The sequence below is a fragment of the Bacillus cereus group sp. BfR-BA-01408 genome (assembly GCF_022663305.1).
GTDB lineage: Bacteria > Bacillota > Bacilli > Bacillales > Bacillaceae_G > Bacillus_A > Bacillus_A pacificus.
Genome location: NZ_JAKUFF010000031.1, coordinates 32,885 through 47,680 on the forward strand (window position 1 = coordinate 32,885; position 14,796 = coordinate 47,680).

Genomic DNA, 14,796 nt, shown 5'->3' on the forward strand with positions numbered 1-14,796 from the left:
TATTAAGAAATAGATCGGATGACTACATTCTTTTTGAGAGGCAACAACAAGTAGTATCCCTCTTTTGTAAGAAAAAATAAACAGACTTGATAATTATTGTATCATAATGTTTTTATATTTCGGCATAAAGTATTTAATATATACTGAGAAAATAAAAAGTCCCCTCTTTAGAAAGAAGGGACTTTTTATTAATTTATAGGAACATCATACCTGCAACTGCTGCGTTTAAGAAGTTAGCTAGTGTACCAGCGATAACTGCTTTAATCCCTAATTGTGCAATTTGTTTACGGCGAGTAGGAGCTAATGTCCCTGTTACACCTAATTGAATTGCGATAGAAGAGAAGTTTGCGAATCCACAGATTGCGAATGTTAAAATTAGATTTGTTTTTGCAGAGAACTCTGCCATATGTGGTCCTAAGTTTGCGTATGCAACGAATTCGTTGATTGCAAGTTTTTGACCGATAAAGCTTGCTGCTTGTACAGCTTCACCAGGAGAAACCCCGATTAAAATTGCAAATGGTGATAGTAAGTAACCAAAGATTAAATCAAGGCTAAGTTTAATATCGAACCAAGAGCCAACCCATCCTAATAGGCCATTTAATAAAGCGATTAATGCGATGAAAGCCATTAACATTGCTGCTACGTTAATAACAAGTTGCATACCTTCTGATGCACCACGTGCTGCTGCGTCAATAACGTTTGCATCTTCACGCTCTGTAGAAAGTTCAACGTTATTATCTACTTTTTCTGTTTCTGGCATAATAAGTTTCGCAATTAATAAACTTGATGGAGCTGCCATAATTGCTGCTGCTAATAAGTGTTCTAACGGAATACCCATTGCTGCATAGCCGACAAGAACTGATCCAGCAACAGCTGTCATACCGCTTACCATAATAGCGAAGAATTCACTATTTGTTAAACGTGCTAAGTAAGGTTTGATTAAGATTGGAGCTTCAGTTTGTCCTAAAAATACAGTTGTTACTGAGTTTAAACTTTCTGCTTTAGAAGTTCCAAGAAGTTTACTTAATGCGCCACCAACGATACTAACAAATCTTTGCATAATACCGAAATGATATAAGATTGCTACTAATGAACTAATAAATACGATTGGAAGTAGTGCTTGAATAACGAAGATAAATCCCCAAGGGCCTTTTGCGTTGACTAAATCCCCAGCAACGAACTTAATTCCCTCGTAAGAAAAATTAATTAATCCTTGAACGCCATCTGCAGCGTGTTTTAAACCTGCTTTTCCGGCATCCCATCGTAATACGATAAATGAAAATGACATTTGTAATGCTAGCGCGATTAAAATCGTGCGCCAATTAATAGCTTTGCGGTTGGAAGATAGTAAGAAAGCGATTGCTAATACTCCAATCACGCCGCCAATTCCCCATAAAAGATTCATGCAGTGTATGCTCCTTCCTCATAGTAAAAAAATGTATAAAACAGTTGTCTATACTTCTGCAAATATAACATCTTAAGTAACTTATCATAATGGACATCAGAGGTCAAACGTCTAACGAAAAGTTTAAATAAAAAGAAAATTCTTCAAAAAAACACATATAAAATGATTAGACATGAAATAGGTTATGTTTTTTATGTGAAAATATACATTATGATAACGTTATGGATCATTATTGTAGAATATAGTGTATGAAATAGGAAAATAGATACATTATTTTTTTAGAGAAATAGGTTATACACATTAAAAAGAGCCTTCTAGTAATCTAGAAGGCTCTAAAAATATAACTTAAGGTGCTTTCGTATAACCTAAGAAGTGCTTACTCCAATAAGAATTGCTTAATGAAGCGATTGCTACACCTTTATCTCCAGCTTGGATAAATGATCCGCCCCCAAGGTAAATACCCATATGAGAAGGACCTGATTTATAAGTGTTTTGGAAATAAATTAAGTCACCTGGTTGTGGATTTGAAGTTTGTGGTAGGCTACCCCAATATCCTGCAACACTTTGACGGCTAATGTTATGACCAAATTTCTTAAATACGTGGTAGATGTAACCACTGCAGTCAACACCAGTAGCAGAAGTTCCGCCCCAAACGTAAGGTACACCTTGCATTGATTTTGCATATGCAAGTACGGAAGAACTGTCACCGCTATTATTGCTTGTATTGTTATTATTGTTGTTTTGATTGTTATTTTGGTTGTTGTTAGGCTTATTATCTACTGCGCCACCAACTGGTGTTTTAGAAAGGTAACGTGTGCCGATATAACCAGTTTGGCCGTTGTAGTTAATTTTGCTCCATCCAGAGTTTTCAGAGATTACTTGAACCTTCTGTCCTTGTGGAAGTGCGCCTATGATTCTATAATTTGTACCTTCACCACTACGTACATTTAAGGCAGAAGCATTAATGTAGTAGTCACCAATTGCACCTTGATTAGGTTGTTCAGGTTGTTTTGGTTGCTCAGGAGTAGTAGTGCCACCTTTAACAAATTTCACGAATTCGCTACTAACGTAGCCTGTTTTTCCTTGATAGTTAACTTTAAACCAGCTACCTTCAGAGCCAATTACGTTTAATGTCGTACCATTTAATACGCCACCAATTACGCTATGGTAAGTAGCAGGACCTGTACGTACGCGTAGAGATGTTGCGTTAACAACGTAAGTACCGCCAGTTTGAACAGTTACATTATTATTTTGTTCTTGTTTGTTATCTTGGTTGTTTCCTTGTGTAACGTTATCGCTAGAACCGCCTTTTGTTACGTAGTCTTTACTTACGTAAGCTGTTTGGCCTGCATAATTGATTTTGAACCAATCTTGAACTTCGCCAACAACTTGTACGACTTGTCCTTTCGTAACAGAGCCTACAGTTGTGTGAGAAGTGCTAGGACCTGTACGAACACGAAGGGAAGATACATTTACTGTATAGTTTCCACTTGCTGGTTTTACAGATTCTTGGTTGTTATTATTCGTATTGTTGTTTGAAGAACCTGCATTAGAAGAAACACCAGATACGAATTCGCCACTTACATAGCCAACTTGTCCATTATGGTTGATTTTCACCCAACCATTTTCTTGGCCAATTACGTTTAATGTTTGTCCTTCATATACACGTCCTGAAACAGAACTAGAAGTGTTAGGAGCAGTACGTACACGTAATACATCAGCAGTAACTTTGTTTTTTCCACCTGTTGTACTTACATTGGAATTACTTGCACCATTTTTTGATACAAATTCGCCACTAACAAAACCTGTTTTTCCATTATGGTTAATTTTGTACCAACCATTTTCTTCGCCAATCACGTTTAGTGATTGACCGTTATAAACGCGCGAGATGATGTCGTGAGAAGTACTTGATCCTGCACGAACATGTAATACGCTAGCGTTTACCGTATAAGATGAGCTGTTTGATGCAGAAGCTTGGACAGTTGTAGCAGCTTTTTGTGTATTTTGTTCAGGGGCAGCTTGAACACTATCAAGTGTAGGTGCTGCTCCTCCTGCTACAGACACTGCCGCAAGACCGGCAAGGTATTTTTTCATAATTTGTCGATTCCTTTCTGTCTGTAATGTAGTGAAGAAATATTTACCAACTGTTAAAAATTCTAAAGAGCATGTCGATTACTGTCAAGACTTATGCGGGAATCTGAATATGACAAAAAGATTACAAGAAAAAATCAAGGTATAAATCTATACCTTGATTTCCATTTAAATACATATATTGAATGTAGAAAGGATAGAAATTATTCGTGTTTAAGAAGATGACATATTGGATTGTAACAAACTCTGAGAAAATGATCGTTGCAGCATTTTAGTGATAGGGCCAACTTGACCATCTTGGATGGCGGTTCCATCAAGATGAGTCATCGGCAAAATTTCAATCGTCGTTCCTGTAAAAAAGCATTCATCCGCTTGATAAACATCACGAACGCTGAAAAGCTCTTCTTGTACTGGAATACGAAGGGTTTTCGCTAAAGAAAGAACATATTGACGAATAATGCCATTTAAAATAAGGTGATTAGCTGGATGTGTGTAAAGAGTTCCATTTTTAATTAGAAAGAAGTTAGAGTGGCTTCCCTCAGTTACAGTACCATTTCGTACGAAAAGGGCCTCTTTACAACCTTTTCGTTCCGCTTTCGTAGTAGCTAATATATTCGGTAATAAATTTAATGATTTAATATCACAGCGTAGCCAGCGCGTATCCGGTTCTGATATGGCACGTACACCATATTCAATCCATAACGCTGGTCTTTCTTTCTTTGTAATATAGGCATAGATTGTTGGAGGGACGTCATATGAGAACGTATGGGTACGAGCTTGTACACCACGAGATACTTGCAAATAAATCGTTCCATCTTCGTGGAAATTATTATTTTCGATTAGTTTATAAAGTAGGGTAATCAGTTCCGCTTTTGAGAAAGGGAGTGTTAATTCTATTTCTTCCATGGAGCGATATAATCTTGTGATATGCGGATCTAATAAGTGAAAGTTCCCTTTATATAGACGAATAACCTCGTAGACTCCATCTCCAAACTGCAAGCCTCTTTCCTCAAGGTCTATGTACGTTTTTTGTTTCGTTGTATCAATAACTGCATCATTCCAAAGTACAAATCTTTCATATGCCAATTTTCGTCCCATCCTTTCGTAAGTGCATAAGTAAAGTGAAGCTTTCATTCATTTGGAATAAAAATCACTACAGTAATTTTTATGTGAGTAATTCTTTACATATGACGTATATGTATTTGTAAATGGTAGAGAAGTGGTAGTGATTTACAGCATTTCGTATATACAAATTCGAAAATAAGAAATAAGAATCCTGCTTTTAAATAAAAAAAAGCAACATTCTTATGGAATGCTGCACAAGGAGGGTAGCTATCTTTCATAGGGACATCGTCTTATTGAATGTTTTGTGTATGGAAACAAAACATATTGAAAGACAATTATAAGAAAGTAGAAATAAACGATTCACATATTTCTTTAAGGGATCTTATTACAGATGAGAGATAAGAAATATATAGAACCTCGTTTACATATTTTATTATAGAGATACTTCATTAATTCTATGTGAATATTTGGTAAAGGTTATGTAATGTTAAAGTTAATGAATATAAGTAATTGTATGGAGGAATATAAAAAAAAGAGGCTGAGATTACTCAGCGCTCTTCTTTTCTTCTTTAATAGCTGTCTTTACTTCACCAGTTTTGATCTTGTTGCTTTCAGAGAAGCGAAGTAAGTCACCCTCAATGATTTTGTCAGACATGCTCAATTCATTTTGGGCACGATCAATAAGTGGTTGAGATTCTTCTTTTGGTAGTTGTACAACTTCGCCAGTAGCACGGTCGTAGAATGTACTGTTCGTGTACATGTACTTATCTGTAACGAAGCTACCATCACGAAGAACAACGAACCCTTTATTGTCAGGTGAGAATACGTCATGACCGAATCGAACGTCATTCGTAGAGTCTACACCAAGTAAGTTTAGAATAGTTGGTTTAATGTCAATTTCACCAGTTGGTTTTGAAATTGTTTTACCTTCTTTTTGACCTGGAACGTGAATAAACATCGGTGTTTTTTGTAAGTTCATATGGTCAAATGCAGTAATTTCTTCTTTTCCTAAGAACTGTGCCATTGCACGGTTATGGTTTTCAGAAATACCGTAGTGGTCACCGTAGAATACGATAACTGAGTTGTCGTAAATACCTTCTGCTTTTAGACGCTCAATAAAGTGTTTCATTGCTTCGTCTAAGTAGCGAGCTGTTACCATGTAACGGTCAAATACGCCATCACCAGAGTTGTATTCATCAATTAATTTTGTATTGTCATCATAAGTGAATGGGTAATGGTTTGTTAAAGTAAGGAAGCGAGTATAGAACGGTTGCTTCACTTGTTTTAACATATCGATAGATTGATCAAAGTACTCGATATCTTTTAATCCCCAGTTTAATTTCGTTTCTGGCGTAATCTTATAGTCAAGCTCGTTGTAGTAACGATCATAACCAAGTGCCGGATACATAATGTTACGGTTCCAGAATGTTGCGTTGTTTGCGTGGAATACTGCAGTGTAGTATCCTTGCTGACGTAAAATTTCTGGAGTTGCTGTATATTCGTTGTTACCGTGTGTGAAGAATACAGCACCACGGTCTAGTGGATACATTGAAGTATCTACTAAGAATTCAGCATCAGATGTTTTTCCTTGCCCAGTTTGATGGAAGAAGTTATCAAAGTAATAACTTTCTTTCGTAAATTGGTTTAAGAATGGTGTAACTTCTTGTCCGTTAACTGTTGCACCGATTAAGAATGTTTGTAATGACTCAAGAGAGACAACGATTACGTTCTTCCCTTTTGCAGTACCAAACATATTTGGATCTGGTTTGCTTTGCGTTGTTTTTACGTAGTTCTCTGTTTCCTGTAACTTACTGCCGTCAGCAAATGCTTTTTGTGAACTTGATTTTGCTTGTAAGCCAAGATCATATACTTGGTGTACATATAAACCTAAGTTTTTAACAAGCATAACGCGGTCGAATGAACGTGTTAATAGTTCTGGACGCTCAGCTTCTGCCAATCCTAAGTTTGCGAAGAAAATAGCAATTGTTGACACGAAGTATAGGGAACGCATTGGGCGTGCTACACGTTCTGTCGGTGCAAAATTCTTCATCTTCTTCAATAAAATGAAGAATACGATAATATCAGCAAATGCAAGGATAATTTTGTAGTTAAACAATTCTTTTACACTAGAACCTAAACTTCCGAAGTTAGATGTTTGTCCTAGTACTGGTAAAGTAACGAAGTCATTGTAGAATCCGTAGAACATTACGTTACCAACAAGAACGATTGTTAAGACAAAATTAATTCCAAGTGCTATATAGTTACGTTTTTTCCCTTTTGCAAATAATGCAAGACCAACAAGCAGTAATGATGCTGCTAATGGGCTCAGGAATAAAATGAATTCTTGCATGAAAGATTCAAGTTTTAAATCAAAGCTTGTGCGTGTAATAAGATATGTCTTCAACCATAAGGCTAAAGCTACGAATGCAGTGAAACGCACATTTTGAAATTGTGATTTCAAGGTTTCTTTCATTCATTTCCACCCTTTCTCTATCAGGCTTGGTCGATTTTGGAGCGAAAAATGCTAAAATAAAAAATACATAGTTTTCTTGGCCATAATTAGAGGTTCTATATTCACCCATATACGACTATAACTATGCATACCCTTTTAGTTTCTTGTGTTACTCATAAGCATAACGTCATTTCTGTATTATACAACAAAATTCATTTCTGAGAAACACTATAACATTTTACATTTTTTGTATAAGATTTGTCACTACCAGAGAAAACTTTAACATTCGTTTATATGTCCGTCAACTAGAAAATATAACAAAGGTAGAGCAGAATGTTAAGTGAAAGTGAAAAATCTCTTGTTGAGAAATAAGAAATGACAATGGGTAAGTGGTTATCTAGAAACCTATTATATGAAGGGAAGTATGTAAAAATTAACGAACACTTGTTCTTTTTGAGTTTGTTTGTTACAATGAAAGTTCATTGATAGATTATGTGTAATTTTGATGAACTTTTACTGAAAACATATTGTAGCTTATTTCTTTTAAAAAATAGGGAGGCTTTTACATGGAGCAAAAATTTTCAGTTGAAGCATTTTGGAAGAAGGTAAAACATGTCGCAAAGCAGGCAGGACAGTCAGTCATTTATGCAAGTTTATTGTTGTTTTACGTTTTGCAGAAACCAGATGTTCCAAAACGAGTGAAAATTATTGTAATTGGAGCACTTGCTTATTTTATTGCACCGATTGATGCGATTCCAGATTTCGTTGCTGGAATTGGTTATACGGATGATTTAGGGGCGTTAATGGCTGCGCTATTACAAGCGTCGCTATACGTCGATGATGATGTAAAAGATAAGGCGCGAGTGAAGTTGGCAGAATGGTTTGGTTCGGATATAGACACATCCTTTATCGATCAGAAATTAGATCAATAGGTGAGAACTGTCACATGGTGACAGGGCGAACGTAAGCGAGGAAGTGCATTATGCCATCAGGAAGAACGCATACGAAAATAAACTTAATATCCCTTCCGGTTGTTTTGTTTATGCTCTTTTCGTATGGACTAACAAATTTTGATTTTTTATTAACTTTTGCAATTGGCTTTTTAGTAGGTACTACATTTTTAACACCGGATTTAGATACGTATAGTAATGCGTATAATAAATGGGGATTCCTGCGTATATTTTGGTATCCGTATAAGAAGGTAATGCCGCATCGCTCCTTCTTTACACACACAATTATACTTGGTGATGTGATTCGTATTGCATACATGTTAATTGTGTTTTCTCCGTTTTTATTCCTATTAAATGTAATCGCGCTCGACGGGAATTTAATAGAAATGGCGAAGGAACATGAGGTTGAAATTGTAACGTTCGTAATGGGAATTGTTGTGGCAAGCACGCTTCACATTATAGCGGATAAAGTGAATACGCGCCGTAAGAAAATGATGAGAAAAAAGAAGAAACGCAGAAGATAAAAAAACCGTCCCAAAAAGGTATTTTGGGACGGTTTTTCTTTTTAATCAAACGTTTGTTTAAAAAGGAAATTAGGCTTTCAGTACTTTAATACCTTTCACGATGTTCCAAATGAAGTAGTATAAGCTAATGATTCCGCAAATACATAAGACAATCATTGCACCAATTCCAAATGTTACATCCGGCTGATCAGATCCAAGCCCCATAAATCCTAAAATAATCATGCCAATGAATGTAGCGATACTTGGGATAATGTGTGTCCATAGAGCACGTTTTGCATGTGGTTTCGTTTCCACATCTCCCACAATCCACACAATAATCGGGAATAAGATAGGGGCAAATAATACACTAAAGTATGATAAAGCTGCTAATATTTTGTTTCCGTTCATATATATCACCTCATAAATAATATCCGTTGTTATACCTTTATTATGCAGGAAAGGTAGCGAGCTTTCTATCGATGAACATGACAAGAACATGACGATTTTGTAAGATTTTTTCGTTAAATAATAAAGTGAAACTTTAATCAGTGGGGGCTTTTCATCCCCCACTGATTATTAGTTGAACCAATCGGACTTTTATGGGCAGTTGATCCCTCACCAAAACTCTTTGCTTTTGCTGAATTTTGAGGTGGGATCTTACTGCCCATTAAAGTCGGATAAAATTTTCGAAAAAATCTTTTTAAATAGAAATTGTTATGGTACAGTATAAATGAAAGATGTTGAAAACGTTTTCTTAAACGTTTTTTATTTTTAGGTTGAAAGGTATGATGACCTGATAGTCTATTAATGAGGTTATTCTACTTAAAAGGGGATTCTTTAGGGGGAGAGAACGATGAACACATGGACACAAGTTTATGATCCGTTCGGAAACATTTGGATTTCGGCAGCGGTAGCACTTATTCCGATTATCTTTTTTTTCTTAGCTTTAGCAGTTTTCCGCATGAAGGGGTATGTGGCAGGATTTATTACAGTTGTACTTACAATTTTAGTGGCTTTATTCGCTTATAAGATGCCGTTCACAATGGCGATGGCAGCGACCGGATATGGTTTCTTATACGGGTTATGGCCAATTGCTTGGATTATCATTATGTCGGTATTTTTATATAAAATATCTGTGAAAACAGGTCAATTCGATGTAATTCGTGCATCTGTACTATCTATTACGAATGACCATCGTTTACTCGTTATTTTAATCGGTTTTTCATTCGGTGCATTTTTAGAAGGGGCAGCGGGATTTGGTGCACCAGTAGCGATTACGGCAGCGCTTCTTGCAGGCCTTGGGCTAAATCCTTTATATGCAGCAGGTCTTTGTTTAATTGCAAACACAGCACCAGTAGCGTTCGGAGCGATGGGTATTCCGATTACAGTTGCCGGACAAGTAACAGGTATTGATCCACATAAAATTGGACAAATGGCTGGACATCAATTACCGTTCTTATCATTATTTGTTCCATTCTTTATCGTATTTTTAATGGACGGGGTGAAAGGGATAAGACAAACGTGGCCTGCTTTACTTGTAGCAGGTAGCTCATTTGCAATTACGCAGTTCATAACAGCGACATTCTTAGGACCAGAACTTCCGGATATTACGTCGGCACTTGTAAGTTTAGTTAGTTTAGCGCTGTTCTTAAAAGTATGGCAACCGAAAGAAATTTATCAATCTGGGCAAGCAAATAGAGAAGTAGCTGCAACAACAGCGGCATCGATGCCGAAATTAACATTGGGAAAAGTAGTAAAGGCATGGTCTCCATTTATCGTATTAACGGTTATGGTAGTCATTTGGAGTCAAAGTTTCTTTAAAGCATTATTTGCTCCAGGAGGCGCGTTAGAAAGTCTTGTATTTAAGTTTGAAATTCCAGGCTTGCACAATTTAGTAATGAAAGCAGAGCCTATTGTAAATAAAGCGACGCCTTACGAGGCAATTTTGAAGTTTGATGTATTATCAGCAACAGGAACAGCAATTTTAATTGCTTGTCTCATTTCCATGCTGATTTTGAAAATGAGTGTAAAAGATGCAGTGGTAACATTTAAAGAAACTTTAAGTGAACTTAAAATGCCAATTTTATCTATTGGATTTGTATTAGGATTTGCATTTATCGCAAACTATTCTGGGCTATCTTCTACACTAGCATTGGCACTAGCAGGAACTGGCGGACTATTCCCGTTCTTCTCACCATTCTTAGGGTGGATTGGCGTATTCTTAACAGGGTCTGATACGTCAGCGAATGCATTATTCTCAAATTTACAAGCAATTACAGCACAGCAAGTTGGTGTATCTGAAGTACTTCTCGTTGCAGCAAATACAACGGGCGGTGTAACTGGAAAAATGATTTCTCCACAATCGATTGCCATTGCTTGTGCAGCAGTTGGACTTGCTGGGAAAGAATCAGATTTATTCCGGTTTACAGTAAAGCATAGTTTGTTCTTCGTAATAATTGTGGGGATTATGACTTATGTTCAGGCTTATTATTTAACTTGGATGATTCCGTAAAGAGCGACAGAAATAAACTTTGCATTTTTCAGATTATCGTGTATGATGAGAAAGTATTGAAAATTAAATCAGTGATAAACTAGGGGTGCCTAACGTATGCGTAGGCTGAGAGAGAAGCGCGTGAACTTCTTAACCCTTTGGACCTGATCTGGCTCGTACCAGCGTAGGGAAGTTAACGGCTTTACATAATGATGTCTTTTATGAGCCAGGTCCTTATTTTTTTATGGACCTGGCTCTTTTTATTTTGGCATACGCTGGCCATATCTCGTCCTTGTCACGTACAGGGGGGCAACAAAGGTTATGAAACAGTCTGTTTCGGCTGAGCAAATTGAATTGAAGTCGAGTTTACCAGGAAGTAAGAAAGTGTATGTGGATGGACCACGCGAAGGTATGAAGGTGCCGATGCGTGAGATTGAACAAAGCGATACAAACGGTGTTCCGAATCCGCCAATTCGTGTGTATGATACGAGCGGTCCTTATACGGATCCAGAGTATAAAGTGGAGTTAGAAAAGGGGTTGCAGGCGCCGCGCCACTCTTGGATTCTAGAGCGCGGAGATGTAGAAGCATACGAAGGTCGCGAAGTGAAACCAGAGGATGACGGTGTGAAGGTGGCTTCAAAACATACACCTGTTTTCCCGCAGATGGATCGCAAACCGCTTAGAGCGAAGCAAGGTGCAAATGTTACGCAAATGCATTATGCACGTAATGGGATTATTACGTCTGAGATGGAATATGTTGCGATTCGTGAAGGAGTAGAGCCGGAGTTTGTTCGTAAGGAAATTGCGGAAGGTCGCGCTATTTTACCAGCGAATATTAACCATCCTGAAGCAGAGCCGATGATTATCGGACGTAATTTCCACGTGAAGGTTAATGCAAATATCGGAAACTCTGCTGTATCTTCTTCTATTGCAGAAGAAGTAGAGAAGATGACGTGGGCTACTCGCTGGGGTGCAGATACAATTATGGATTTATCTACAGGTAAAAACATTCATACGACGCGTGAGTGGATTATTCGTAACGCGCCTGTACCAGTTGGAACTGTACCAATCTATCAAGCTCTTGAAAAAGTAAACGGAATTGCAGAAGATTTAACGTGGGAAGTGTATCGTGATACGTTAATTGAGCAAGCGGAGCAAGGCGTAGATTACTTTACGATTCACGCTGGCGTATTACTTCGTTACATTCCCATTACTGCAAAACGTACGACAGGTATCGTTTCGCGTGGTGGTTCAATTATGGCGCAGTGGTGTTTATTCCATCATAAAGAAAACTTCCTATACACTCATTTTGAAGAGATTTGTGAAATTATGAAGCAGTATGATGTTTCGTTCTCTCTTGGAGATGGATTACGTCCAGGTTCGATTGCAGATGCAAATGACGAAGCGCAGTTCTCTGAGCTTGAAACACTTGGTGAATTAACGAAGATTGCTTGGAAACATGATGTGCAAGTTATGATTGAAGGGCCTGGGCATGTACCGATGCATTTAATTAAAGAAAACATGGAGAAAGAGCTTGATATTTGTCAGGGGGCGCCATTCTATACACTTGGGCCGTTAACGACAGATATTGCACCAGGTTATGACCATATTACATCCGCAATTGGAGCTGCGATGATTGGCTGGTTTGGAACAGCGATGCTTTGTTATGTAACGCCGAAAGAACATTTAGGTTTACCGAATAAAGATGATGTACGCGAAGGTGTTATTACGTACAAAATCGCTGCGCATGCAGCTGATCTGGCGAAAGGGCACAAAACGGCTCATCAGCGTGATGATGCACTTTCAAAAGCTCGTTTTGAATTCCGTTGGCGCGATCAATTTAATTTATCTTTAGATCCTGAACGTGCAATGGAGTATCACGATGAAACATTGCCAGCAGAAGGTGCGAAAACGGCTCATTTCTGTTCCATGTGTGGACCGAAGTTTTGTAGTATGAGAATTTCACATGATATTCGTGAATATGCAAAAGAAAATGATTTAGAAACGACAGAAGCAATTGAAAAAGGAATGAAAGAGAAAGCGAAAGAATTTAAAGAAACGGGTAGTCATTTATACCAATAACACGTTACACCTCTTTACTTGATTGATCACACTGTAGTACCTAACTTAAATATAGAAGAAGCCCGCTTTGCTAAGACGGTAGCAAAGCGGGCTTCTGTTGTTTATCCTGCTATTTGCGGGCAGTGAGACCCCTCACTGATTAAAGTTTCACTTTATAAGGCGAAGAAGAGATGTACCCAATAGAATAAGAGGAATAATGTGACGACTGTTGTGAGCGGGATAACAATAAGGGATACACTTAAATAGTCTTTCCATTTTACTTTAATTTTGTTTTGTTTCAGGATATACATCCAAATGAGGGAAGCTAGCGTACCGATTGGTAATAGTAGTGAACCGATGTCACTACCAATAATGTTTGCGAGGTAAATCGTTTTTAAAGTGATTGGGTCTAGTCCCATTTCTGTTAATGTGATTGTACCAATCATAAGTGCAGGGTGATTATTGAAGACGTTGGAGAGGAGGGAAACGAGTCCGCCCATTGTAAAGCTAGCATAAAGTAGATGCTGATTTACAACTGGTTCAAGCCATTGGACAAGTGCTGCTGTTAATCCTGCGTTGTGAAGTCCGTAAATAATGACATACATAGAGAAAGCAAAAATTAAAATGTGCCAAGGTGTCTTTTTCAAAATATCGACAGGGTTCGTTCGTAAGTAGTACCATCTCCAGATGAGAAGAACGAGTGAACCGAGTACGGCAACAATCTCGATTGGGATGGATAAGAAGGATGCAACGAATAGAAGACAGCGCATAAGGAAGACGAAGCCTAATACTTTTAGCATGAACCTTGTCCGTTTTTGCTTCGTATCAACTGAATTTTTTCCTTTTAACGGATGAAAGTTTTTCGTGAAGAATATTTCTTCAATATCATATGAAGAAACAGGCAATTTTTTCGGAAGTTTTTTCTTCAAAACCGTATACATAAGCCATGACATAAACAATAGTCCTAATGTTGCAGGTACAAACATCATAGCAGTATGCATATAAAGAGTCATATGAACAATATTTAATGCAATTAAGTTTACGATATTACTTACACCAATTGGTGCACTAGATGCAGTAGCGATTAAAGCACCGCTTAATAAATAAGGGATTTGTTGATGCGGTTTTAATTGAAGATTTTTTAGGAGAAGAATTAAAATTGGCGTTGTAATTAAAATACTACCATCGTTATTAAATAAAAGAGTCATAAGAAAACATAATAATTGAATATACCAGTATAAACGGCGACCGGAGCCTTTTGCTAAGTTTGCAAGTTTCGCTGCGGACCAGTGGAAGAAGCCGAAGCTTTCTAATATTACCGCCATAACGATGGTCGCTAATATTGTTATGGAGGCACCGCCAATTTTACTAATAATGTCCATGACGTCCGGTTTTGATACAAGTCCAGTAATCAGGATAATGCCAGCGCCAATTGCTGCCGGCCACGCCTCATTTAAACCACGAGGTCGCCAAAAGATAACGATCATCGTTAAGAAGAATACAATAATAGTAATCCATATTTCAATGCTCATATTTTACCTACCTTTCTACTTTTCCTCAAAGCAATGTAGCTTGTCTTAAGGTTTGTATTGGTAGTATATTCAGCAAAAAATAAGAAGAACTAGACGTATAACGGAGTGCAATGAATATGTGTTTTTCAAGTTATGAGACAAGTATCTCTCTTAGTGAAATAACTATTGTGAGAGGAGTCTAGAAATTAATGGGGCAGTAAGATAGTAAATAAAATTTACATAGGTGATTATGGAGATATATCAGCG

General features: G+C 37.4%; 10 protein-coding genes and 1 riboswitch. Of the genes, 4 read left to right on the top strand and 6 right to left on the bottom strand.

All coding sequences use genetic code 11. The features are described 5' to 3' along the window. Positions 1–193: 193 nt before the first annotated feature. The 4 genes from MR083_RS14635 to MR083_RS14650 form a co-directional block, all read right to left on the bottom strand. Complete coding sequence (locus tag MR083_RS14635) at positions 194–1,405, bottom strand: NupC/NupG family nucleoside CNT transporter (RefSeq protein ID WP_001051013.1); 1,212 nt, start codon at positions 1,403–1,405, stop codon at positions 194–196. 345 nt (positions 1,406–1,750) lie between these two features. After that, positions 1,751–3,499 (bottom strand): C40 family peptidase, encoded by a 1,749-nt coding sequence (locus tag MR083_RS14640; protein ID WP_000760300.1) that lies wholly within the window; start codon positions 3,497–3,499, stop codon positions 1,751–1,753. Between the two features lie 210 nt (positions 3,500–3,709). After that, a complete protein-coding gene (locus tag MR083_RS14645; protein WP_049112924.1) occupies positions 3,710–4,594 on the bottom strand; it encodes a D-amino-acid transaminase in 885 nt (294 codons plus the stop codon). Positions 4,595–5,105: 511 nt separating this feature from the next. Continuing rightward, positions 5,106–7,034, bottom strand: coding sequence for an LTA synthase family protein (locus MR083_RS14650; protein WP_000665331.1), 1,929 nt, complete (start codon positions 7,032–7,034; stop codon positions 5,106–5,108). Between the two features lie 545 nt (positions 7,035–7,579). Here MR083_RS14650 and MR083_RS14655 point away from each other — a divergent pair. Continuing rightward, positions 7,580–7,945, top strand: coding sequence for a YkvA family protein (locus MR083_RS14655; RefSeq protein WP_000435502.1), 366 nt, complete (start codon positions 7,580–7,582; stop codon positions 7,943–7,945). 50 nt (positions 7,946–7,995) lie between these two features. Continuing rightward, positions 7,996–8,487: a metal-binding protein gene (locus MR083_RS14660; RefSeq protein WP_001139083.1), complete on the top strand. Its 492-nt coding sequence runs from the start codon at positions 7,996–7,998 to the stop codon at positions 8,485–8,487. A gap of 69 nt (positions 8,488–8,556) precedes the next feature. Here MR083_RS14660 and MR083_RS14665 read toward each other — a convergent pair whose 3' ends face one another. Then, positions 8,557–8,874 (bottom strand): magnetosome magnetite crystal formation protein family, encoded by a 318-nt coding sequence (locus MR083_RS14665; RefSeq protein WP_242269498.1) that lies wholly within the window; start codon positions 8,872–8,874, stop codon positions 8,557–8,559. Positions 8,875–9,319: 445 nt separating this feature from the next. On the opposite strand from MR083_RS14665, the gene lldP reads away from it, so the two are divergent. Further along, entirely contained in the window at positions 9,320–10,978 is a 1,659-nt protein-coding gene (lldP, locus tag MR083_RS14670) for an L-lactate permease (protein WP_242269499.1), read from the top strand. 71 nt (positions 10,979–11,049) lie between these two features. Then, positions 11,050–11,165, top strand: a riboswitch (TPP riboswitch). A 113-nt stretch (positions 11,166–11,278) separates the two neighbouring features. Next, complete coding sequence (thiC, locus tag MR083_RS14675) at positions 11,279–13,039, top strand: phosphomethylpyrimidine synthase ThiC (RefSeq protein WP_000814474.1); 1,761 nt, start codon at positions 11,279–11,281, stop codon at positions 13,037–13,039. A gap of 152 nt (positions 13,040–13,191) precedes the next feature. On the opposite strand, the gene MR083_RS14680 is transcribed toward thiC, so the two are convergent. Next, positions 13,192–14,550: an arsenic transporter gene (locus MR083_RS14680; RefSeq protein ID WP_242269500.1), complete on the bottom strand. Its 1,359-nt coding sequence runs from the start codon at positions 14,548–14,550 to the stop codon at positions 13,192–13,194. Between the last annotated feature and the right edge of the window lie 246 nt (positions 14,551–14,796).

What these genes read in the sequence shown, in the direction of transcription:
- MR083_RS14640 (WP_000760300.1), bottom strand. Translation starts at nt 3,499, where the DNA reads ATGAAAAAATACCTTGCCGGTCTTGCGGCAGTGTCTGTAGCAGGAGGA.
- MR083_RS14660 (WP_001139083.1), top strand. Translation starts at nt 7,996, where the DNA reads ATGCCATCAGGAAGAACGCATACGAAAATAAACTTAATATCCCTTCCG.
- MR083_RS14635 (WP_001051013.1), bottom strand. Translation starts at nt 1,405, where the DNA reads ATGAATCTTTTATGGGGAATTGGCGGCGTGATTGGAGTATTAGCAATC.
- MR083_RS14645 (WP_049112924.1), bottom strand. Translation starts at nt 4,594, where the DNA reads ATGGGACGAAAATTGGCATATGAAAGATTTGTACTTTGGAATGATGCA.
- MR083_RS14650 (WP_000665331.1), bottom strand. Translation starts at nt 7,034, where the DNA reads ATGAAAGAAACCTTGAAATCACAATTTCAAAATGTGCGTTTCACTGCA.
- MR083_RS14680 (WP_242269500.1), bottom strand. Translation starts at nt 14,550, where the DNA reads ATGAGCATTGAAATATGGATTACTATTATTGTATTCTTCTTAACGATG.
- MR083_RS14655 (WP_000435502.1), top strand. Translation starts at nt 7,580, where the DNA reads ATGGAGCAAAAATTTTCAGTTGAAGCATTTTGGAAGAAGGTAAAACAT.
- thiC (WP_000814474.1), top strand. Translation starts at nt 11,279, where the DNA reads ATGAAACAGTCTGTTTCGGCTGAGCAAATTGAATTGAAGTCGAGTTTA.
- lldP (WP_242269499.1), top strand. Translation starts at nt 9,320, where the DNA reads ATGAACACATGGACACAAGTTTATGATCCGTTCGGAAACATTTGGATT.
- MR083_RS14665 (WP_242269498.1), bottom strand. Translation starts at nt 8,874, where the DNA reads ATGAACGGAAACAAAATATTAGCAGCTTTATCATACTTTAGTGTATTA.